Annotated in this window: 18 protein-coding genes; 13 read left to right on the plus strand and 5 right to left on the minus strand. The window is 44.4% G+C overall.

Annotated elements, in window-relative coordinates; all coding sequences use genetic code 11:
• Positions 1-34: 34 nt before the first annotated feature.
• The 3 genes from thpR to recO form a co-directional block, all read right to left on the minus strand.
• Positions 35-607 carry an RNA 2',3'-cyclic phosphodiesterase gene (thpR, locus tag DV872_RS04820; protein WP_114628725.1) on the minus strand — a complete coding sequence of 191 codons (573 nt, stop codon included), beginning with the start codon at positions 605-607 and terminating at the stop codon, positions 35-37.
• Positions 604-2,697, minus strand: a complete 2,094-nt coding sequence (locus DV872_RS04825) for a methyl-accepting chemotaxis protein (RefSeq protein WP_114628726.1) — start codon at positions 2,695-2,697, stop codon at positions 604-606. The genes thpR and DV872_RS04825 overlap by 4 nt, the downstream gene beginning before the upstream one ends.
• A 75-nt stretch (positions 2,698-2,772) precedes the next feature.
• Entirely contained in the window at positions 2,773-3,507 is a 735-nt protein-coding gene (gene recO / locus DV872_RS04830; RefSeq protein ID WP_114628727.1) for a DNA repair protein RecO, read from the minus strand.
• A gap of 180 nt (positions 3,508-3,687) precedes the next feature.
• On the opposite strand from recO, the gene lon reads away from it, so the two are divergent.
• Positions 3,688-6,033 carry an endopeptidase La gene (lon, locus tag DV872_RS04835; protein WP_114628728.1) on the plus strand — a complete coding sequence of 782 codons (2,346 nt, stop codon included), beginning with the start codon at positions 3,688-3,690 and terminating at the stop codon, positions 6,031-6,033.
• A 64-nt stretch (positions 6,034-6,097) separates the two neighbouring features.
• Here the strand turns inward: lon and DV872_RS04840 are convergent, their stop codons facing one another.
• Positions 6,098-7,213 carry a plasmid pRiA4b ORF-3 family protein gene (locus DV872_RS04840; protein WP_114628729.1) on the minus strand — a complete coding sequence of 372 codons (1,116 nt, stop codon included), beginning with the start codon at positions 7,211-7,213 and terminating at the stop codon, positions 6,098-6,100.
• Between the two features lie 147 nt (positions 7,214-7,360).
• Here DV872_RS04840 and DV872_RS04845 point away from each other — a divergent pair, with 147 nt between their 5' ends.
• Together DV872_RS04845 and DV872_RS04850 are read left to right on the plus strand one after the other, a co-directional pair.
• Entirely contained in the window at positions 7,361-8,806 is a 1,446-nt protein-coding gene (locus DV872_RS04845; RefSeq protein ID WP_114628730.1) for a M20/M25/M40 family metallo-hydrolase, read from the plus strand.
• 48 nt (positions 8,807-8,854) lie between these two features.
• Complete coding sequence (locus tag DV872_RS04850) at positions 8,855-10,345, plus strand: YfcC family protein (RefSeq protein ID WP_114628731.1); 1,491 nt, start codon at positions 8,855-8,857, stop codon at positions 10,343-10,345.
• A 136-nt stretch (positions 10,346-10,481) separates the two neighbouring features.
• Here DV872_RS04850 and DV872_RS04855 read toward each other — a convergent pair whose 3' ends face one another.
• Positions 10,482-11,423 carry a tocopherol cyclase family protein gene (locus DV872_RS04855; protein ID WP_114628732.1) on the minus strand — a complete coding sequence of 314 codons (942 nt, stop codon included), beginning with the start codon at positions 11,421-11,423 and terminating at the stop codon, positions 10,482-10,484.
• Positions 11,424-11,557: 134 nt separating this feature from the next.
• Here DV872_RS04855 and DV872_RS04860 point away from each other — a divergent pair, with 134 nt between their 5' ends.
• The 10 genes from DV872_RS04860 to DV872_RS04905 all read left to right on the plus strand — a co-directional run bounded on the left by DV872_RS04860 (position 11,558) and on the right by DV872_RS04905 (position 22,022).
• Positions 11,558-12,361, plus strand: a complete 804-nt coding sequence (locus DV872_RS04860; RefSeq protein WP_114628733.1) for an HTH domain-containing protein — start codon at positions 11,558-11,560, stop codon at positions 12,359-12,361.
• Positions 12,348-12,908 carry a biotin transporter BioY gene (locus DV872_RS04865; protein ID WP_199563427.1) on the plus strand — a complete coding sequence of 187 codons (561 nt, stop codon included), beginning with the start codon at positions 12,348-12,350 and terminating at the stop codon, positions 12,906-12,908. The genes DV872_RS04860 and DV872_RS04865 overlap by 14 nt, the downstream gene beginning before the upstream one ends.
• A gap of 20 nt (positions 12,909-12,928) precedes the next feature.
• Positions 12,929-13,675 (plus strand): energy-coupling factor ABC transporter ATP-binding protein, encoded by a 747-nt coding sequence (locus tag DV872_RS04870; protein ID WP_199563428.1) that lies wholly within the window; start codon positions 12,929-12,931, stop codon positions 13,673-13,675.
• A complete protein-coding gene (locus tag DV872_RS04875; protein WP_114628736.1) occupies positions 13,660-14,442 on the plus strand; it encodes an energy-coupling factor transporter transmembrane protein EcfT in 783 nt (260 codons plus the stop codon). Before DV872_RS04870 ends, DV872_RS04875 begins: the two co-directional genes overlap by 16 nt.
• Before the next feature lie 67 nt (positions 14,443-14,509).
• Positions 14,510-16,069 carry a nif-specific transcriptional activator NifA gene (gene nifA / locus DV872_RS04880; RefSeq protein ID WP_114628737.1) on the plus strand — a complete coding sequence of 520 codons (1,560 nt, stop codon included), beginning with the start codon at positions 14,510-14,512 and terminating at the stop codon, positions 16,067-16,069.
• Between the two features lie 209 nt (positions 16,070-16,278).
• Positions 16,279-17,592 carry an ammonium transporter gene (locus DV872_RS04885; protein WP_114628738.1) on the plus strand — a complete coding sequence of 438 codons (1,314 nt, stop codon included), beginning with the start codon at positions 16,279-16,281 and terminating at the stop codon, positions 17,590-17,592.
• 18 nt (positions 17,593-17,610) lie between these two features.
• On the plus strand, positions 17,611-17,952 hold the full coding sequence (locus tag DV872_RS04890; RefSeq protein WP_114628739.1) for a P-II family nitrogen regulator: 342 nt from the start codon (positions 17,611-17,613) through the stop codon (positions 17,950-17,952).
• Positions 17,953-18,052: 100 nt separating this feature from the next.
• A complete protein-coding gene (locus DV872_RS04895; protein WP_114628740.1) occupies positions 18,053-18,397 on the plus strand; it encodes an MmcQ/YjbR family DNA-binding protein in 345 nt (114 codons plus the stop codon).
• A gap of 61 nt (positions 18,398-18,458) precedes the next feature.
• On the plus strand, positions 18,459-19,874 hold the full coding sequence (locus DV872_RS04900; RefSeq protein ID WP_114628741.1) for a diguanylate cyclase: 1,416 nt from the start codon (positions 18,459-18,461) through the stop codon (positions 19,872-19,874).
• Between the two features lie 159 nt (positions 19,875-20,033).
• A complete protein-coding gene (locus tag DV872_RS04905) occupies positions 20,034-22,022 on the plus strand; it encodes a methyl-accepting chemotaxis protein (protein WP_114628742.1) in 1,989 nt (662 codons plus the stop codon).
• The last annotated feature ends 170 nt before the right edge of the window (positions 22,023-22,192 follow it).

Consider the following 22,192-nt stretch of genomic DNA (forward strand, 5'->3'; position numbering starts at 1 on the left):
TTAAAATACTCCTAAACGGCATGTTCTGTCAGCCCTAAAGTTTCACGCTGTACAGCGGGCTGTAGACGGCGCCATCAGGTCTCAGAACAGATTCAAACAGTACAAGATTCTCCAGAGTAAAGCTTATTTCATCGGAAACGTAAAATCCGCTCTCCCCATTAAATAAATCAATAACCGTATTTTTTGGATTCCCCCCGATACGAGCCGTTGTAATATGAGGCCTGAACCTGCGATTTCCCAGTTTATATCTGTCTTTCAGATTCAAGTAAAGATAATGCTGCAGCGAACTGAGCTGCCCCTGAGCAGTCGCCCCCTGTTCTATAAGATGCTCTATAAATACACGGGGGTGGCCCTTAAAAGGAAATTGTCCGGGTCCGTCTGTTTTTACTTTAAGAGAAGAATACAGCCGGGCGGCCTCATCCATCTGAGCACAAATCACGGGGATTTCAGACTTCTCAAGGTCTCCAAAGAATAGGACTGTGATGTGATATTGATCCGCCGGAGTCCAGCGGATGCGGGGAGAGGAGAAACGGGAGGGTTCCCATTTATTCCATAAAACCTGAGCCTCTCCCTCAGAAAGAGGAAGGGCCAGAAAAAGCCTGATCATACACTATATTTTGATGCATCCGTCCTGACGGCTTCAATATTATCTCTGTTTTTTTCTGACAAAGATGAAATATTATCCACTGAATGGTTGATCTCGCTAATACCGTTATTGATCTCCTCCATAGCCTGAAGAACCTGAATACTGATGTCACTGAGGGTATTTACTGAACCCTTTATAAGCTCATTCCCCTTTGTCATCTCCTGAGATTGATCCTTTACCTCCAGGGCAATACGCTTCATATCTTCCAGAGATCCAAGGACATCCTGTCCTCCTGCGGCCTGCTCTTCCATGGACGAACGGATCTCTCCGGTAATCCTGTTCATTCTGCCGATTCCGTTCTGAACAACTTCAAATGAAGAACCCGATTCCTGTGAGCCTTTTACAATATCCATGATACCTGTATTGATCAGAGAAATAGACTCTTTCACCTCTTTTGAACGCCTGGAGGACTGTTCGGCGAGTTTTCTGATCTCATCGGCAACAACCGCGAATCCCCGGCCCCTGTCCCCTGCATGGGCGGCTTCTATGGCTGCATTCATTGCCAGCAGGTTTGTCTGAGCAGCAATGTTGGAGATAAGTTTGTTGGCATCTTCCAGCTTATGAGAACCTTCCGAAATTTCATCTACCAGTGAGCCTACCTGATCCAGTTTTTCCTTACCTGTCCGGGAAGCAGAGACCAGTTCGTCCATACATTCTCTGGCCTCAGAGGTGGATTTGGAAATAGCGGAAATCTGAGCAATAAGCTCTTCAACTGAAGAGGAAGAATCCAGAACACTGACTCCCTGCCGGTCAATTGACTGCTCAAGGGATGCTATATTGCCGTCAAGCCGAGTCACAGCACTTGCTGTTTCCTTGACACTCTCATCCTGAGTCCGGATCTGTTTCATTGAACTGTTGATATTAGCTTTAATTTGATGAACAGACGCGGCAGTCTCTTCCATATTTGCGGCAAGGTCCGTACCACCCGAATCCATATCTGTCATTCTGATGTTGAGTCCTGTAAAAAAGCTGCCCAGGGATTCAATAAGATCGTTATAGCTCTTTGTAATACTGCTTACTTCATCATTTCCCTTTGATTCTCCCCTGTCCGTCAGAATACCTTCGGAGGCCTGTCCCATCAGAACTTCAAGAGGAAGAAGCCGGCTTGTAATTTTGCGTCTTACAACAAAACCGAGAAAGAAAACAAGAAAAACATCAGCAGCAATAAAAAGGAGAATCAACACCTGAGTGATCTTCGACGAAATCATAAAGACTTCACTATCCTCAATAGTTGTGACCACAAGCCAGTGGGGATTGTCCATCCATACAAATGCTGCCTGTCTCTCCACACCATTAAAACTGTAGGGGTGATAGATCTTCTCTTCCCCACTCTCCCGGACCTCATTAATAAAGTCCCATCGAAAGGAATTGTAAAAAAGATACTCTGGCTCCGGATGAATAAACACAACACCTTTGCTGTCTATGACATAAGGAAAGCCTGTGTCTCCAATTTTCCTGCTGACTATCAGTTCATCACCGAATTTCTGCATATTCATGGATATGACAAGTATACCTACGGTTGCACCGTTATAATGAATCGGAGCGGTAATCATAGATGAAGGATAAGCTGTAACACCCGCCTTCAGGATTACCGATTCAATACGAAAATGCTCAGTGGTCTTCATTGTTTCAAAGAAATAATCTGTATTGGAATAATCCTGATTTCTCAGTCTCTGATCTGTTGTTCCGATGACTTTTCCTTTTTCATCCATAAGATAAACAGCCTCAAAGAAATCATTCTGTTTCTTCAGCTTCATCAATGCCGTATCCACTTTGTAAAAATCACCCCGGGTCAGACTCTCCGCAAAAACAGGATTTATTGAATGGGCATAGGCGAGCTCACCAACACTGTCAATCTGCAGTGCCAGCATATCCGTAATGGAGTCTGACAGACGAACCAGATTTGCCTTCTGCTCCTTCATAATCAGGGAATAGGCGGTCTGTCTGATAAAATACCCTAGAACGCCGAAAATCATTGTCAAAAAGACAAGGAAATAAAGATTGAGGGTAAAGGCAAGGGTGCCTCTGAAACGTTTGTGTGTTTTTTTCATTTTTTCACCAGTAATTACTATTTTTAACTCCAGGAATTATATTAACACAGATATATTTAAACAATTACAGCTTTTTTATTTCAGAATAATTTTTAACGAATTTTTATCCATCTTTATACGGAATAATGATTTCAATACGGAGAGGAGGTATGAAGAGAGCTCTTCTGCGGTATGAGGGTCCAGTTCTTCACCGGACTCAAAACCCGACTCCAGCATACTCCGCCCCCGGGCACTGAGAACCGGCAGCGTATTCATCCTGCAGTCCGAGCAGACAGTCTGTCCCTCAGAGGAATAGCAGACTGCCTTTCTGGCCGGGGCCTTTCTGCCGCAGCGGGAACAAGTGGAAAGATCTGGACGAATTCCTTCAAATTCCAGATAACCCCAGAGAGCCTTCAGGAAAATCCGTGGAATCTGAGTATCTTCAGCATCATCAAGTGATTTGAAATAATCCCGGGACATAAGAAAGAAATCACGGCTGCCTCCGCCGGCATGACTCTGAATAATCAGATCGGCCCAGAACAGAGCGGCATAATATCTGTTCAGATACAGATGAAAGGAGTCGCGGCTCTCAAGAGATTCTCCCTCATCCAGACGCCATAGCTTTTTAACGGGATCGTAATAGAAATCTCCCCGGCAGAGAGAAAAGGGCTGAATTAATATCCGTTTGGGCCCGCCTTTTTTCCCCTTTGCGCCGAAAACAGCAGCTCTGATCAACCCCTGTTCGGGAGTCAGAACCAGAACCAGTTTATGGCTCTCTCCAAGGTCGGAGGCTTTTAGAGGGATGTAATTTTCTTTAATATGACGATTCATTCAGACTCCCCTTTCAGTATAGGGAAAAGCTTCATTGTGGAAAAGAGAGAAATGTCTTGCCTTTAAGGGCCTGAAATTTTAAATTCTATAGGAATACTCTTCTATCTATCTCTGATACAGTTGTATATATATCAGTAAAAGATTCTGAATAGAAGCAGGATAAGAAAATAGAGGTTATACATGTCAGAAAAAGAGATTATTGTTGCGGAACAGGCATTGCCAAATAAATTATTCATAGTGCCCCTCCTTGGAAAACCAATTTTCCCGGGAATCTTCACTCCCATCATGATCACCTCCAATGATGATATTGATATTGTGAATCAGGCCATGGATAACGATAAGGTCATCGGTCTTATTCTTTTAAAAGAGGAAGATGAGAATGCCACGGGTCCCGAAGATATCTACCAGGTGGGAACAGCCGCAAAAATAGTTAAGAAAATTAACCTGCCCGACGGCGGGGTCAATATATTTATCTCCACAGTAAAGCGCTTTAAGATCAGAAAATTTTTCACAAGCGATGCCCCTCTGATTGCAGCGGTGGAATATCTGGACGACATCATCGAAAGCGAACAGAAAGATGAGCTCAAGGCTCTGACCCGCTCAGTCATTTCAGAGATGAAGCAGATATCAGAAGACAATCCTCTCTTCTCAGAAGAGATGCGTCTGAATATGGTAAATATCGATAATCCCGGTAAGATTGCCGACTTTATCACCTCCATACTTAATATTGACAGAAAACAGCAGCAGCTGATTCTGGAACAGCTCGATGTAAGAGCCAGAATGGAACAGGTTCTGGTCTACATCAAGAAAGAGCAGGATCTCCTCAGAATTCAGAAAAAGATAGCCACACAGATCAACGAAAAGATCGAAAAGAGCCAGAGAGAATATTTCCTGAGGGAAGAGATCAAGGCCATTAAAAAAGAACTGGGCGAACCGGTGGATTCCAAATCCAGCGAATACCTCAAGTTCAAGGAGATGCTGGATAAACTTGACTTCGAAGGTGAAATCAAGGAGCAGGTGGACCGGGAAATGGAGAAATTTTCTCTGATGGACCCCTCCTCTTCAGAATATATTGTCACCAGAAACTATCTTGAAACCATTGTAAATCTCCCCTGGGAAGATCCCGAACCCGATGTCATCGATATAGTAAAGGGTGAAAAGATTCTGAACCAGGACCACTACGGTCTGGAAGATATTAAAGAGAGAATTATTGAATACCTTGCAGTAAGGAAACTTAAAGCAGATACCAAAGGGTCGATAATCGTACTGGTGGGACCTCCGGGAGTCGGTAAGACTTCAATCGGTAAATCTATAGCCAGGGCTCTGGGAAGAGAATTCTTCCGTTTCTCCGTAGGTGGAATGAGGGATGAAGCCGAAATAAAGGGTCACCGCCGTACATATGTGGGCGCCATGCCCGGTAAAATTATTCAGGGATTGAAGATTGTCAAAAACAAGGCCCCTGTATTTATGATCGATGAGATAGACAAACTGGGACAATCCTATCAGGGAGATCCTTCATCGGCTCTACTGGAAGTACTGGACCCCGAGCAGAATATAGCCTTCCGTGATCATTACCTCGACCTCCCTTACGATCTGTCCCACATACTTTTTATTGCCACAGCCAATACTCTGGACTCCATTCCCCGTCCCCTTCTGGACAGAATGGAGATAATCAGACTCTCGGGATATATCACTGATGAGAAGATTGAGATTGCCAAAAGATACCTGATCCCTAAGTCCCTGAAAAAACATGGTCTTAAAAAGGGTCAGATAATCTATAACAAAACAGCACTGAGAAGCATTGTGGACGGTTATGCCCGGGAAGCAGGTGTAAGAACATTTGAAAAATCCCTTGATAAGATTCATCGTAAGGCTGCCCGGAAAATAGTAATGGGGACAGAAGAACTCCCCATCCGTATAACAACAGTCAATCTGGAAGATTATCTGAAGAAACCGATTTTCAGAGATGATGAGATTAAAAAAGTAACCCTACCCGGTATGTCGGTGGGCCTTGCCTGGACAAGTATGGGCGGAGATACCCTGATCATCGAAGCCATCAGTGTCCCCGGTAAGGGAGGCCTTCAGCTGACAGGTCAGATGGGGGATGTAATGAAAGAATCCGCCAGCATCGCGTACAGCCATGTAAAACAGATTGCAGCTGAATACGGGATAAAACAGGAGTTCTTTGAAAAGAATGTCATCCACCTCCATATACCAGAAGGTGCCACACCAAAGGATGGTCCCTCTGCCGGAATAACCATGGCAACCGCACTGTTGTCACTGGCTATGGGTAAGGTGATGAAGAAGAACCTGGCCATGACAGGCGAGCTGTCACTGACCGGTAAGGTTCTGCCCATCGGCGGACTGAAAGAGAAAACAATTGCTGCAAGGCGCAACAAGATGAAGGAAATTATCATTCCCAAACAGAATGAGAGGGACCTTGATGAGATTCCCGAACATATCCGTAAAGGGATTAAATTCTATCCCGTGGAAACCATTAAAGACGTTCTGAAAATAGTCTTCTAAAATATTTAACTCAGTAATTACAGGCTTAACCCCAGAAGGGTTAAGCCCTTTTTTTATGATAGAATCAAAGCAGTGTTTTCAGCTCTTTATTAACCTCAATCACTGAGAAAACATCGGGATTAAAGTCTCCCACCCAGGCAAAGTCAGCCTTAAGATCGGAAGAGGCATCATCTTTCAAGGAGGCCAGCAGCATCCTGAATCCTTCAGGACCTCCGCAGTCTTCGGGAGGACAGGCCCCGGCGCCGTCCAGGCATTCCAGAATAAATCCTCTGGTCTCAGGGGCGGTGGCTGCAGTCTCGCTTACAGATTCAACATAAATTTTATGGTGCCAACCTTCGGGAAGATCATAATAGTAGTGAAGAAGATCATCCTCCTCTTCAAGAAGAGTCTGCACCAGACAACCCCCCTCATCTTCTATCTCTTTTTTCTCATCATCATCCTTTCCCCAGAACCGGCCGGCCTGTTCAAACTGATGGCCGTAAAGATCCCACCAGCCCATTGTCTTTTGCAGAACCAGATGAAACTGAGCCAGAGTTATCTGCCCCGAAACTTTAATCCGGCGCCATACGGGGCGGGAAAGATCAGGGAGGCTGACCTTGAGAGTCAGTATGGATTCTTTTCCGTCGGGATGTTCATGAGCCTGGGGAGGATTCAGTATCTCGTCAATTTTTTCCATAATCCGGATCAGAACCTCTTCGCTCTGCTGAGTAAGAAAGTCCAGTTCACCAAGGGATTCTCCATCCTCATCAGCAGGATGATTCACCCGGTTCAGCAGTCCCTGGCTGAAGTTAAGAAGTTCATCCATCTCTCTTACAATCTCTTCCCGCCCTCTTATTTCTGCCTGTTTATCATCATGGAGAAAATCCGTAAGGAGGGTCCAGCGGTCAAGGAGAGTCATAAGCCGCTCTCTCATAGGAGAAATCAGTTCATCATCATTCCGATCAAAAGCAGTTTTCTGTTCTTTAAAAAGGTCAAAGATCAGCTGCTCGAAAAGGAGTGAGGCCTCCTCTCCGGGAGGAACCGAATCGGATAGTTTATAGAGTCTGGCAGTAATATCTTCGGCATCTCCACTCCTGGCTGCCAGGCTGTTTCTGATGAGTGCCTCCACCAGGGGAAACTGAAAGGGCAGATCCATTGATTTGAGATATTCATTGAGTTGATTTAATTTTTTTTCTTCCATAGTTGCGTTCCTATTTGCTGCCGGAGTCCGTTTAAGGCTTCGGTGTTTTAACGGTTCAGAGCCCCATGGGCTTGCGAATTAACAGCGCTACAATATACACTGAACCTGTTCTATCACACAATTAAGGCACAAGTAAGGACTGAAAGTATGCCCCTAATAATTATTATTCTCTTTTTTCTTATTCTTTTCATACCATATTTAGTACAAAAATCAGGAAGCTCTCATCCTCAGAGACCTCCTGCAGAGTTTGAGTCGGGGGATTTCCCTGAAAAACTGGCCCAGCTGATACGCATCCCCACTGTATCCTGGACTGATTCAGAAAAAGTAGATGAATCCTCCCTGAAGGAATTTCAGGACACACTGGTAAAACTCTTTCCTCTTGTTCATGAAAAGATGGAGAGAGAAACACCCGATCCTTATCAGATAATGTATAAATGGCCCGGAAAAGATGCTGATAAAGAACCTGTACTGTTTCTTGCCCACTACGATGTAGTGCCAGCCGAAGAAGAGGGTGGTGAAAGCTGGAAAAAGCCCCCCTTCAGCGGACTTATCGAAGACGGTGTACTCTGGGGCCGGGGAACTCTTGATATTAAATCCCAGCTTGGAATGATGATGGAAGCAAGTGAAAGGCTGTTGAAAGAGGGTTTTCAACCTGAACGCTCACTCTATTTTGCCTTTGGGGGAGATGAAGAGGTTGCCGGAGCAAGAGGGGCTACAAAAATGTCGGCCTATTTCAAAAGCAAGGGGCTGAAATTTGCAATGGTCATGGACGAAGGCGGAGTGATAGCAGAAAACATGCTCAGCTTTCTCGGTGATAAACCCGTTGGTCTGATCGGTCTGGCCGAAAAAGGATTTGTCACCTTCAAACTGACTGCCCACGGAGACAGCGGTCATTCATCCATGCCCCCTGCGGAGGGAACCGTTGTCACCCGATTAGCCAGGGGAATTACCCGTATCGAAAAGAGAAGACAACCCTCACTGCTTACTACCCAGATAAAGGGGATGCTGAAAAGCTTCGTTCCCCATGTACCCCTCCCACTGGGTGTTGTGTTTGCCAATCTATGGCTCTTCAATCCCCTGATTCGCCTTATTTTTGCAGGCAGCAGAACAACAGACAGTCTGATCCGCTCCACCCAGGCCTTTACGGTCGCCAGGGCAGGAGAACAGGAAAATATCATACCAGGAGAAGCCAGCTGTATGGTAAACCACAGGATAGTTCCCGGAGACACAATTGAAGCCCTCAAAAAAAGACATGAGAAAAAACTGAAGGGTCTGAATATAAAGATCGAAGATGCAGGAAACTGGCCCTCAAACAATCCTATAGAGCCGGTTCATGGTGAGAACAGGGGATATAACTGGGTAAAGGAGACTCTGGCTGAAACTCACCCGGAAGTTATTCCGGCACCCTTTCTGGTCAATGGTTCCACCGACTCAAAATACTACAGAGATCTGACTGGTCAGATTATCCGTTTTACCCCGCTGATTCTCAGCAAAGAGAGTATAAATTCCATCCATGGAGTAAATGAGAAAGTCAGTTTGGAAAATCTGAACAGAGCTCTAGGCTTTTATTACAAACTCATTAAAAAGCTATAGGCCTCTCAGATACCGACCCTATTTTCATAACTAACAGGAGACAGAACAATGAGCACAGAAAGCGCAGAGACAGAAGAAAGAGGGAAAGATGATTCCATGCTGAAAATTGGCCTGAAACCTTTTTTAACGGCCTTTGCAATCCTCTTCGCCCTGATTATTTTTTCAGGATTCCTGACACTGTGGATTCCTGCGGGAAACTATGACAGGGTATTTGAAGAGGGCAGACAAAAGGTTGTTGCCGATTCTTTCACTTATATCTCATCCGTAGATTATCCGGTATGGCGCTGGTTTACATCTCCCATAGAAGTTATCTGGGGAGATAACTGGCTTATGGTTCTGGTTCTTTCACTCTTTATGATTTTCCTGGGAGGATCATTTACGGTTCTGGAAAAAGGCGGTGTCATGCAGGAAATGCTTGCTGTGGCCGTCCGGAAGTTTAAAAACAGAAAATACACCCTAATGGCGGTAATGATCTTTGTGATGATGTTTCTTGCTGCCTTCGTGGGAGTCTATGAGGGACTGGTTCCTCTGATCGTTATCATTGTCCCCCTGGCTCTGGCTCTGGGATGGGACTCCCTTACCGGTCTGGGAATGAGTCTCCTTGCCCTCAGCTTCGGTTTTGCTGCTGCCGTTACGAATCCCTTCACAATCGCCGTTGCACAGAAGCTTTCAGACCTGCCCCTCTTCTCCGGAGCCTGGTTCAGAATAATCTTTTTTATCGTTATCTACTTCCTCTGCTTCTTCTCTGTGAAGAAATACGCAATGAAGATAGAGAAGAACCCCGAACTCTCTCCGGTATACGAAGCCGACAAGGTGGTCAGGAATAAATTTTCACCTGAAAAAATTCTGGAAGCCGGTAATGAGGCTAATCCTGCCCAGGTTAAAGCAGCTCTCTTCTTCGGGATATGTCTTGGAATCGCTATCGTATTTATGATTCTGGCCGGACTGATCCCGGCCATCCCCTCTGATGCCGCCTTCCCCACTGTTGCCCTTCTCTTTCTTATCGGAGGAGCCGGAGCGGGGATTATCGTTGGATACAAGGGGACAGAACTGCTGAAAATACTCATTTCGGGAGCTCTGAATATGCTTCCCGGTATCATTCTTATTCTAATGGCAATGAGTGTCCCACACATAATGACCCGGGGAAAGGTGATGGACACCATCCTCTATCATGCCAGTGAAATAATCAGCGGAACAAATCCCTACCTTGCCGCTTTCTATATCTATGTTCTGACCCTGTTCCTTAACTTCTTTATCAGCAGTGCATCGGCCAAGGCATTCCTGGTAATGCCCATTATCGCACCCCTTGCAGATCTTGTGGGTCTGACAAGACAGACTGCTGTTTTTGCTTTTGATCTGGGAGACGGATTCTCCAATATGATCTTTCCCACAAATGCGCTCCTTCTGATCGGACTCAGTTTTACTGTTGTCAGCTATCCCAAATGGTTGAAATGGACCTGGAAGATGCAGGTCTCCATCGCACTCTTTTCCATGGTATTTCTGATGATAGCGGTGGGAATCGGTTTCGGTCCCTTCTAACCCTCCTCACTGAACTGCCGGGCAGGCCTCAGGCTGTCCGGCAGGCCTCAGGCTGTCCGGCAGGCCTCAGGCTGTCCGGCAGGCCTCAGGCGTCCGGCAGGAATACAGTGTCTTGCCTCTATAATCAATCCACTGATCAGTCTCGCCGCTCAAAAGCAGCAGGAGTCCCCCTGAACTCGTGTATCCCCCCGCTGGCATCATGGTACTCAAGATAAATAACAGAGTTGATACTCTCCTTAATAACCTTGCTCATGGCACCATGCTCCGGAGCCTTCAAAGCCCCACCCGGTTTGCCTTCAACTCTGCAGACAATGGACTCATCCCCACCCTTAAGTTCTATTCTTCCATTCAGGGTATCACCAAAACTAATATCCTTAACTTTCCAGCGGTTCCAGGTTCCGAAAACACGATGCACTCCATTCCAAGAGAAAAAACCGAGGAATCCTGTAAATTTGAAGGGACCCAGTGGAATTGTCGCAATGGCTACCAGGAAAGAAGTATCCCCATCATCAAAATGATTACAGTGAATCCAGCTATACTGCCTGGGAAAATTCCATCCCCAGTCTTTCTCAATATATCCCTTACCCCCGTCAAAAGAGATTTTCCCTCCATTAACTTCCAGGTCTCCTGACATATAATGACTCATGGAAAGAACATCATGACGACACTCCATACCCGGAATAAAAGAAAACCATCCCATAATACCGGGATGAGTCAGACTACGGGGATAGAGGGATGCATCTTTGTAATGGATGGTACCGGATATTTTCAGCTGAGGGCTGTCAATATTGACAGTACTGGAATCGGCGGAAAAAAAGGAGTCTCCCACCTGCACATTAAATGTCTTTTTATCAGCCTTGAATAATTCTAAAGGGTAGGAGATGTACCAGGTCTGCCCTGTAATTCCATTGATAACCTGTATAAAACAGTGTCTGTCTCCCGGGGAGAGTGAAATACCCGGTATAAAGGAATAAATACTGCTGTTATCTGCAGAGACATGCTTGAGATACCAGCCTTCAAAATATCTCTTCTTATTTAAATTCCCCTTAAAGGCGGAAGGATTCAGAATTGTTTTCATGGAGTATCCTTATATGCAACCTTAGAGATAATAACTGATTATTTCCGATATTTAAATCACAATATATTTCTTTCATGCCATCCCTGACAGGACTTGATCTTTCCTCCATCTTTCGTTAACCTCTAACTGAAATTATGGTTAACGATAAAAAAAGCACAAAACAGAAGATACTTGATCAGTTAAAAGAATCGCCCTCCTGGCTTTCAGGAGAAGAAATCAGCTTGAACATCGGCGTAAGCCGGGTGGCCGTATGGAAACAGATCAAGTCACTCCTTGAACAGGGATATCCTGTGGAATCCAGCTCCCGGGGTTACAGAATGACAGCAGAGGGAGATTACTTCACAGACCTGGAGTTCAGCAGTGATAAGGATATTCTGTTTTATAATGAGCTTAACTCAACCATGGATGAAGCAGTCAGACAGATAGGACTGCAGCCTGCGGAAAGCAGAACATTCACAATACTGGCCGAGCACCAGAGTGCCGGAATCAACAGAACTGATGGTCTCTGGGATTCTCCCAGCGGCGGAATCTATATGACCTTTGTAATAAGAGACAGTCTGCCTCTGGCGTCTGTAAAGCTTATGAAACAGAAGGGTATTCTGACAGCACTCCAAACCCTCACGGCCCTTGAAGGGGTACAGCAGGAGGCCCTCTCCTACTCAGAAGAAGGTGGACTGTTCCTGAACGATCGGAAGATCGGAGGACTCCTTGATGAGTATCAGGTAAGAGCTGATAAGCTTCTCTGGTATGCTCTGGGCCTTGGAATCCACCTCAACGACTCTCCCCCTCTGCCGTTGACTTCGGTAAAAATGCACTGCGGCAGGGAAATTAACCGTGTATCAATTATTAAAAATCTGAAACATGACTGGGAATTATCCCGGACAGCAGATAATAAAGAAATTATAGAAAAGTTGGAGAATAATTATGTCAAAAAATAAGATCAGAAGAACCGTACTCAGCGCTGTTTTCACGGCACTCATAGCAGCCAGTTCCTTTTTCACAATCCCTGTAGGCCCGGTACCCATAGTACTCACTACAATGTTTGTTGTTTTAAGCGGTATGCTGGGGGGGCCCGGGATTGGTCTCTCTTCTGTGGCAACCTATCTGATTCTTGGCATTATCGGTCTCCCCGTTTTTGCCGGAGGAACCGCCGGAATAGCCAAACTTATGGGCCCCACCGGAGGTTTCCTGGCAGGTTATCTCCTGGCGGCCCTTGCCGGTGGGCTTATGTTCAATCCAATTAAAGACAGTTCCAGAGGGAAGCGTATTCTACTGTCTGCTCTGACAGCCCTGGTTGCCGGTGCACTGATCTATCTTCCAGGACTCCCCTGGCTCAAATACAGTCTTTCCATGGAATGGTCCGCTGCTCTGCAGGCCGGACTGATACCTTTTATTCCCGGGTTTTTAATTAAATCCGCAGCTGCAGCCGCCTTGGGTTTCAGTCTGAAAGATAGATTTCAGGAATTCCTGAAATCAGAAGAATAATTAAAAATAGGGAGTGTGGAGTGCTTGAAGTAAAAGCCCTGAACCGGAGCTACGCCGAAGGTAAAAAAGTACTGGATGATATTAATCTCAGCTTTTCCGAAGGCAGTTTCACTATTATCGCAGGTCCAAACGGCTCGGGAAAAACCCAGCTGATGCGTCATCTCAACGGTCTTCTGAAGCCTCAGAGTGGAAAGATCCTTCTGGACGGCAGAGATATCAGAGAGGATCTGACTGCTGCCAGACGGCAGATCGGACTTGTGTTTCAGAACGCAGACAGCCAGATTGTCGGCCAGACAGTTGCATCGGACATCGCCTTCGGTGCAGAAAATCTGAAATGGCCCCGCAGCCTCATCAATGAAAAAATGGATTTACTCCTTAAAGAACTATCCCTAACAGAACTCAGAAACAGAAGACCCCATAGCCTGTCGGGAGGAGAAAAGCGGCGCTGCGTCCTGGCGGCTGTGCTTATAATGGAACCGAAAATCATTGTACTGGACGAACCATTCACCGGATTGGACCGGAATGGAGTTCAGGATGTTCTAAAAGACATCACCCGTCTTCACAATGAGGGAAAAACAATAATACTGATTACTCATGATCTTGAAAAATCACTGGCACATGCTGACAGACTGATTCTTATGGATAAGGGAAAGGTAGTAAAAAAGGGGAGCCCTGCAGACATTCTAAATGATGTTGAAGATTACGGAATCAGAAGACCCTGGGGTGATAATCGGAATATGGAGAGCATGACATGGCTGAAACTCTGATATTTCAATATCAACCGGGGACATCTATCCTGCACCGCACTGACATCCGGATCAAACTTGCAGCTATGATCACGGTAAGTCTCCTGCTGATTCAGGTCAGTATATTCAGACTGCTTTTCCTTCTGCCCTTTCTTCTTCTCCTGCACCTGGGAGTCCGGAAAAACCGTTCTACCCTATCCCTGCCGCTGTTGATACTAGTGATGCCGACAATTATTTTTGCAGGTAATTTTCTCTCACTCATACTGACCGAAACAGCAATTGTACAGGCATCACTGACCGCGGGACTCAGAAGTCTCCGCTTTATCTATATTTTATGGATGGCTCAGCTTTTTACCATGTCCAGTGACCCCATGTGCATCACGCCGGCATTTTATCAGGTTTTAAAACACATCCCCCTGTTACCTGCCGGAAGAATCAGTACACAGATGGGACTGTCCCTCACCCTCATTCCGATAATTCTTGAAGAGATGAATGAAATCAGGGATGCCATGGCCTCCCGCTGTGGATGGAGTGCCCGTAAACCTCTTAGAAACCTGATACATATGGGACTACCCCTGTTAAACGGAGTTTTGATAAAAGCCGAGGATCTCTCGGACGCCATGGAATCAAGACTGTTTACAGAAGATGCCACAGAACCTGAACTTCTCAGCACTTCACTGTTCCTCACTCCCCTGTTGTCTCTTTTGCTGATAATTGCCCTGCTTCTAATTTCCGAGCATCTGCTGCACCCAATTATGGCAGCTCAGTTACCCTTTCGATTTTATTAACAGATATCGAATAAATACTGTCCTGAACCACCTTGCATCAATTCCTACATATATGTATGATATTTTCATGTCAGAAGCAATGAATTCAAAACACTACCGTAGAAAAATTAAAGAACTTACACTTTTATTCGAAATCAGCCAGATTCTGGACCAGGATATGGATCTGAAGGAAGTTATTACTCCCCTTCTTGAGCCTCTGGCTGAAAATATCGGAATGGAGAGGGGAACCATAACCCTTCTAAATAGAAAAACAGGTGACATATCCATAGAAGCGGCATTTGGACTCTCCAGTGCAGAACAGGTGAAAGGCCGCTATAAGATTGGAGAAGGAATAACCGGTAAAGTTGTCCAGACTGGACAGCCTATGATTATTCCCGATATCGATGAAGAGCCATCCTTCCTGGATAAAACGGGTGCACGAAAGAAAAACCGAAAGACCTCATTTATCTGTGTACCCATTAAAAGCGGGAATGCGGTAATCGGAGCATTCAGTGTAGACAGACCCTACCAGGATTCAAGTCTTGATCTGGAAGACGATGTAAGACTTCTGACAATTGTAGCGAGTATGATTGCCAGGGCAGTAAAACTCAGACAACGTTCTGAAGAAGAAAAAGAAAAACTGCTTGAAGAAAACACACGGCTGCAGAATGAACTGAAAGACCGTTTCCAGCCGGATAATATGATAGGAAGCTCCCAGGCAATGCAGGAAGTTTTCGACCTTATCGCCCAGGTAACCAGGAGTGAAGCCACTGTTCTGATCAGAGGAGAAAGCGGTACGGGTAAGGAACTTGTAGCTCATGCCATCCATTACAACAGTCTGAGAGCAGAAAAACCTTTTATCAAGGTGAACTGCGCAGCCCTTCCCGAAAGTGTCATTGAGAGTGAACTCTTCGGCCATGAAAAAGGGGCATTCACCGGAGCTCTGGCGACCAGAAAAGGCCGTTTTGAAATGGCAGACGGTGGATCAATATTTCTGGATGAAATCGGGGAGCTCTCTCCTATGACCCAGGTCAAACTGCTCAGAGTCCTGCAGGAAAGAGAAATTGAACGGGTCGGCGGTTCTGAGACAATAAAGGTCAATGTCAGAATCATTGCCGCTACAAACAGAAATCTTGAAGAAGAAATTACACGTGGAACATTCAGAGAAGACCTATACTACAGATTAAATGTATTCCCCGTTCATATTCCCCCTCTACGTGAAAGAAAAACAGATGTCATGCTCCTGGCAGACTTCTTTATTGAAAAATACAGTAGAAAGAACCGCAAAACAGTTAAAAGGATATCAAGCTCAGCCATCGATCTGGTCATGAGTTATCACTGGCCCGGAAATGTACGTGAACTTGAAAACTGTATTGAGCGGGCCTCCCTCCTCAGTACAGACCAGGTGATTCATGCCTACCACCTGCCTCCAAGTCTCCAGTCCGCCGAATCCTCAGACACAGGATTACACTCAACCCTGCTGCAGGCAGTCGAGAATCTCGAGATCGAGCTGATAAAAGAAGCTTTGAAATCGAACAGGGGCAATATGGCAAAAGCAGCCCGCAAACTGGATATAACGGAACGGATAATGGGTTTGAGGGTCAAAAAGTATGACATAAATTATCGTAAATATCGTACAAATATGTAGGACATGAGCATTATAGCTACATAAATGTATCAAATAGTCAATTAATTATATTGGTAAAAAAGAGGTCCTCCCGGGGATCTCTTTTTATTTAAACTTCTATTTCCTTACAATGTATCAGTTTAAATTATTCATTTTTATATGTCCTCTTTTTTTGGCACAACTCCTGCGTTATAGGGAGTCAGAACACAAAACAGGAGAGGTATTTCCAAATGAAAAAGAGCAGGAAGATTTTGATCTTCACAATTCTGGCTTTATTACTGAGTGTCAGCGTTCATGCTGATGAACTCACAGACACACTGGATTTATATTCAGCAGCATTTGACGCCATATGGCTGATTATCTGCGGAGGCCTTGTATTTTTTATGCAGGCCGGATTCGCAATGGTGGAAACAGGACTTACAAGAGCAAAGAATGCCGGAAACATAATCATGAAAAACCTTATGGACTTTTCCGCCGGTGCCATCTTGTACTGGGCAGTCGGTTGGGGACTCATGTACGGTGAATCTGCGGGTGGGTTTATCGGAACAAGTGATTTCTTCCTTGCAAGCGGAGATTCACTGGGCTGGTTCTTCCAGGTTGTATTTGCTGCAACAGCAGCAACTATCGTATCTGGTGCCATGGCAGAAAGAACAAAGTTTTCTTCCTATCTCATCTACTCTGTAGTCATCTCAGGACTGATCTACCCCATTTCCGGTCACTGGATATGGAACGGCGGTTGGTTGAGTGCCATGGGATTCCATGACTTTGCCGGTTCCACCGTAGTTCACTCTGTAGGTGCATGGGCTGCTCTTATGGGTGCCATCATCATCGGACCCAGAGTCGGAAAATATGTCAAAATAAATGGAAAAGTAAATGTAAAAGCTATCATGGGTCACAACATGCCCTTAGCTGCCCTGGGTGTATTTATCCTTTGGTTCGGCTGGTATGGATTCAATGCCGGTTCTACACTGAGCGGTACAGATCCCTCCAGCATGGCTGCCGTTGCTGTTACAACAACTTTAGCTGCGGCTGCAGGTTCTATTGCAGCCATGTTCACCACATGGATTGCCTTCGGTAAACCTGATGTTTCAATGTCCCTCAATGGTGCTCTGGCCGGTCTGGTCGGTATTACTGCCGGATGTTGGGTTGTCGGACCCGGTGCTGCCATTATTATCGGTCTTATTGCGGGTATCCTGGTTGTCGCGTCTGTTGAGTTATTCGACAAGGTTCTGCACATTGATGATCCTGTCGGTGCCGTTTCAGTACACGGTGTCTGCGGTGTATGGGGAACTCTTGCCGTTGGTATCTTTGGAGATATTGAGATGATCGGTTCAGGCCTTTCGAGAGCCGGACAGATTGGAGTACAGGCTCTTGGTGCAGCCGCCGTATTTGTATGGGTCAGCGTTACAGCCGGACTGCTCTTCCTTGTTCTGAAAAAGACAATCGGTCTGAGAGTCAGTGAAGAAGAAGAGTTGAGAGGACTGGATATTGAAGAGCACGGAACCGAGTCTTATGCAGGATTCCAGATTTTCCAGAACATGTAAGGACAGGAGGCCATAAATATGAAATTAATCGTAGCATACATACAGCCTGAGAAACTGAATGCAGTTAAACAGGAGCTTTTTAAGGATGATATTCATAAAATATCAGTAACCAATGCCTTGGGCTGCGGACAGCAGATGGGTTATACAGAAACCTACCGTGGTGTAGATATGGAAGTGAACCTGCTGAAAAAGGTCAGAATAGAGATTGCAGTAACATCTCCCTTTGTACAGCCTACAGTGGATGCAATCATCCGCGGAGCACGTACGGGAGAGATCGGAGACGGTAAGATTTTCATCATGCCCATCGAAGATTCAATCCGCATCAGAAGCGGAGAAAGAGGTGAAGCCGCAATCGGCTGATCAGAACAGTCATTTGAAATAAGTAAAGACCCGGTATTGCCGGGTCTTTTTATGTTTTAAGACTCGCAGATATCCTTGGGAAGAGATAGAATATAAGCATATGAAACTAGAAGAATTTCAGCAGTACTGTGAATCGCTTAAAGCTGTAAAAGGAGATTTTCCTTTTGATGAGAAGACACTGGTCTATAAAGTAAAAGGGAAAATGTTCACTCTGACAGATTTTGAAAGCTTCAATTCATTCTCTGTAAAATGCGACCCGGAACTGGCTCAGGTCCTGAGGCTGGTCCATGAGGCCGTCACAGCCGGGTACCATTTGAATAAAAAACACTGGAACAGCATCCGCCTGGACGGTAGTATTGATGATGAAACCCTGAAAGGATTCATCAGGGATTCCTACGATCTTGTAGTGAAGGGACTTCCAAAAAAACTGAGAGAGACACTTTAATCTATACCTCTTATGAGATTTTTTATGTGTTTAGGGGTCCATCATAGGGAATAGAGTAAAAATGAACAAAAGATTTATCTATGTATTTGTTGTACTATTTACCCTACTCATATTCCTTCCTGATATGGCTCTCAGTCTGGAGTTCACCACAGAAGAACAGAACTGGCTCGATGATGTCGGTCAATTAAGTTTCAGTGAAGTGGACTGGGAACCTCTTTCCTATACAGACGAATATCCTATATATAAGGGAGTCATTGCTGATTACCTGCAAATCCTCGGGGAGAGCACAGGCCTCGAAATGGTTTTTATTCAAAGCAGCACATGGCAAGATGTTCTGGACAAGTTCACCACTGAGGATATCGATTTCATACCGGCCCTTAGTTCAGAAGATAATATCGGTAAAGAGGTCATTTTAACGGATCCGTATATATCATTTCCTTTGGTAATCGTGACCAGATCAAATATAGATTTTATCAGTGAAACTAAAGAACTTGAAGGTAAACGGGTTGGCGTGGGAAAAGGTTATACAAGTCACAGTTTTATCAAAAATAATTATCCGGAAATTGAGCTGGTGACTACTGAGAATGTCCAGGAGGGTCTGAAACTGCTCAATAAAGGTAAGATTGACGCCTTTGTCGGCCACTTAGCCATTATGAACGTTGCCATTAAGAAATCCCATTTTGACCTTCGAATAGCGGGAAAAACCGAGTTTGTCTTTGATCATCGAATAGGGTTTTCCACCGAACACGCCCGGACAGTTTTAATTTTCAACAAAGTTCTTTCACAGATAACAGCAGAAGAACATAACCGGATCTACAACAGATGGATCAGATTGAATACAGACAAAGCTGACTACTCGTTGATATGGAAGGTCCTGATTGCTTCCCTTATAATAATCTCCGGGTTTATATACTGGAACATGCGAATCCGCAGATTTCTGAGAGAGATGAACACATTGAAGAATGAACTGGAAGCAAAGAATCAAAGGCTTAATATACTGACCATAACCGATCAACTTACAGGACTGTATAACCGTCTCAAGCTGGATGAATCGCTTCAATATGAAGCCCTTCGCTTTGCTCGTTACAACCACCCTTTCGGTATCATCCTCATTGACATCGATCATTTCAAAAATATCAATGATACATTCGGGCATCCGACTGGGGACAAAGTACTGGAAAGTATTTCTAACCTGCTGCTGAAAAATATTCGCAAAGCCGATACCCTGGGTCGATGGGGCGGGGAGGAATTCCTGATTATCTGCCCGGAGACTGATGAACAAGACATAAAACAATTTGCAGAGAAACTGCGGAATAAGATAGATAGTTTTGATTTCCCGGAAGTTCATGTCTCCACAGCAAGCTTTGGAGCAACTATTTCCCGGAAGGGTGATGACATGACTCGTTTGATGAAACGAGTTGATGAGGCACTCTACTCAGCCAAAAAAAATGGACGAAACAGAGTTATCTTTAAATGATGCTTTAACAGGAACTTATATAGAAAATCTGGACAAATTATATTTCTTCATTTTCAGTATCCATTAGAAGCTCAGTGCAAGTAATAACTCTGTGTTACCTGTTTCAATAGTAATTCTCCATCACATTGCTTATACTTGAATAATGCAGGAGTAAATAAAATGAAGATCACAGGTAAACTACTTTTTCCCACGTCAGTAATGCTTATAATTGCAGTCTCTGTCGTTTCTTATATCGGTTATTCAAATATTGAAAAAGAACTGAATAATGTTATGGAATTGACTACACAGGCGACTCTTGACGACATGGTACTTCAAATGAAAACAAATGAAGAGGAAACTCAGGCATTAAAACAATCCCTTAACAAAAATTATCTCCGAATTGCCCGATCCCTTGCATACACGGTGGACAGATACCCTTCAGCACTTGAAACAAGCACATTACAGTCACTGGCTCAGGAAGTAGAAATTGATGAAATACACGTAGCCGATGAGAACGGGGTATTATTTGCAGGATCTATCCCTGGATTTTTCGGTTTTGATTTTAACAGCAGTGATCAGACAGTACCCTTTCTGAAAATGCTCAATGATAAAAACTTTGAACTCGCCCAGGACCCGCAGATCAGAGCTGTTGACGGAGTGCTTTTTCAATACATAGCTGTCCCTTTGAAATCTCAGGGCGGCCTGTTACAAATTGGTGTTCAGCCTAAAGAACTTCAGAATTTACTGGAAGCTAACAGTCTTCAGAAAGTCCTGGAACACTATCCATATAAATCCGGTGGTTATGCATATATCGCTTCACAGGAATCAGATGAAATTATCTTCCATAGTCTTTCAGACAGAGTGGGTCTGACACTTTCAGATTATGAATTTGGTAAACAGATCATAAAAATGAAAACCGGTAGTTTTGTTTATACATTTAACGATGTAGAAGTCTATACCAGTTTTAAAATCATAGATGAAGGGATTCTTATTACAGCAATACCAACGGCTTCTTATAAAGAGAGTCTCGGAACTGTCCTGCTGGCTCTGATAACGACATCAATACTATCACTTATTATCCTCATGGCAATCATGGTGTTTGTAGTCAAAAGAATTGTTTCTCCATTGTATATTGTCAGTGAATCTTTGAATAAAATTGCATCGGGAGACCTTATGATCGAGATTGATTCAAAGCTGATTAATCAGAAAGATGAGATTGGTCAACTGGCAGAATCACTTCAATATATGACAAAAAATCTGCAGAATATTGTTGGTAAAGTATCCGATGCCGCTGACTATATCGCATCAGGTAGTGTAGATATCAGGGAATCAAGTCAATTACTGTCGGACGGAGCGACTCAACAAGCCGCCAGTGCCGAAGAAGTCTCCAGTTCTATGGAAGAAATGAGTGCGAATATAAGCCAGAATGCTGAGAATTCGGGGGAGACTGAAAGGATAGCACATAAAGCGGCATCAGATGCACATGAGAGCGGAAAGACTGTAAAAGAAGCAGTAGAAGCCATGACAGAGATTGCTGACAAAATCAGTGTAATAGAAGACATATCACGAAATACCAATATGCTGGCATTAAATGCCGCCATAGAAGCCGCCAGGGCAGGTGAACACGGTAAAGGATTCGCAGTTGTGGCAGCAGAGGTCAGAAAACTTGCAGAACAAAGCCAGCGAGCTGCTGGAGAGATAACAGAACTTGCAGAAAAAACAGTCGTTCTGTCTAAGGGATCAGGTGAAAGATTATCCACTTTGGTACCGGATATTGAGAAAACAGCTGAATTGGTGGAAGAAATCAGTGTAGCCAGCAGAGAACAGCAGACCGGTGTAGGTCAGATTACAGAAGCTATAGTTCAATTGGATCAGATAATTCAGAACAATGCTTCATCATCAGAAAAGATGGCATTAACATCAGATGACCTGGCAACCCAGGCGGAAAAACTCAAGGAGACTATTAAATTCTTCAAAATTTCACAAAACCGGAAAGCAGATGTTCAACAGGAAGTTTCAAATAAAAAGAATCCCCCCGTAAAACGAGTTGCGGCCCCCCCTGTTAAGCACTTGATTAGTGAAGCACCCAAGGCAATTGAGAATCATGAGAAGGTTAAAAGCAGAAGTGATGATTATGAACAGCAGGATGATGATTTTGAATCATTCTAAACCAGGGCAAGTTCATACATTTATGTAACTCAATGTCTTTTTTTATACTTTTATGTAACTTAATTATGCATCTTTGTTTACCTCTATGCTCAAAACAATACAGGATAAGTTCTTATTTCCTTTTAGAATAAGAACTTATTTTATTTTTATACATTTGAGACTTAAATGGC

It is taken from the genome of Oceanispirochaeta sp. M1 (assembly GCF_003346715.1).
GTDB lineage: Bacteria > Spirochaetota > Spirochaetia > DSM-2461 > DSM-2461 > Oceanispirochaeta.

Excerpts from the sequence above, each read along its gene's own strand:
- thpR (WP_114628725.1), bottom strand. The coding sequence starts at position 607 with ATGATCAGGCTTTTTCTGGCCCTTCCTCTTTCTGAGGGAGAGGCTCAG.
- DV872_RS04825 (WP_114628726.1), bottom strand. The coding sequence starts at position 2,697 with ATGAAAAAAACACACAAACGTTTCAGAGGCACCCTTGCCTTTACCCTC.
- recO (WP_114628727.1), bottom strand. The coding sequence starts at position 3,507 with ATGAATCGTCATATTAAAGAAAATTACATCCCTCTAAAAGCCTCCGAC.
- lon (WP_114628728.1), top strand. The coding sequence starts at position 3,688 with ATGTCAGAAAAAGAGATTATTGTTGCGGAACAGGCATTGCCAAATAAA.
- DV872_RS04840 (WP_114628729.1), bottom strand. The coding sequence starts at position 7,213 with ATGGAAGAAAAAAAATTAAATCAACTCAATGAATATCTCAAATCAATG.
- DV872_RS04845 (WP_114628730.1), top strand. The coding sequence starts at position 7,361 with ATGCCCCTAATAATTATTATTCTCTTTTTTCTTATTCTTTTCATACCA.
- DV872_RS04850 (WP_114628731.1), top strand. The coding sequence starts at position 8,855 with ATGAGCACAGAAAGCGCAGAGACAGAAGAAAGAGGGAAAGATGATTCC.
- DV872_RS04855 (WP_114628732.1), bottom strand. The coding sequence starts at position 11,423 with ATGAAAACAATTCTGAATCCTTCCGCCTTTAAGGGGAATTTAAATAAG.
- DV872_RS04860 (WP_114628733.1), top strand. The coding sequence starts at position 11,558 with ATGGTTAACGATAAAAAAAGCACAAAACAGAAGATACTTGATCAGTTA.
- DV872_RS04865 (WP_199563427.1), top strand. The coding sequence starts at position 12,348 with ATGTCAAAAAATAAGATCAGAAGAACCGTACTCAGCGCTGTTTTCACG.
- DV872_RS04875 (WP_114628736.1), top strand. The coding sequence starts at position 13,660 with ATGGCTGAAACTCTGATATTTCAATATCAACCGGGGACATCTATCCTG.
- nifA (WP_114628737.1), top strand. The coding sequence starts at position 14,510 with ATGTCAGAAGCAATGAATTCAAAACACTACCGTAGAAAAATTAAAGAA.
- DV872_RS04885 (WP_114628738.1), top strand. The coding sequence starts at position 16,279 with ATGAAAAAGAGCAGGAAGATTTTGATCTTCACAATTCTGGCTTTATTA.
- DV872_RS04890 (WP_114628739.1), top strand. The coding sequence starts at position 17,611 with ATGAAATTAATCGTAGCATACATACAGCCTGAGAAACTGAATGCAGTT.
- DV872_RS04895 (WP_114628740.1), top strand. The coding sequence starts at position 18,053 with ATGAAACTAGAAGAATTTCAGCAGTACTGTGAATCGCTTAAAGCTGTA.
- DV872_RS04900 (WP_114628741.1), top strand. The coding sequence starts at position 18,459 with ATGAACAAAAGATTTATCTATGTATTTGTTGTACTATTTACCCTACTC.
- DV872_RS04905 (WP_114628742.1), top strand. The coding sequence starts at position 20,034 with ATGAAGATCACAGGTAAACTACTTTTTCCCACGTCAGTAATGCTTATA.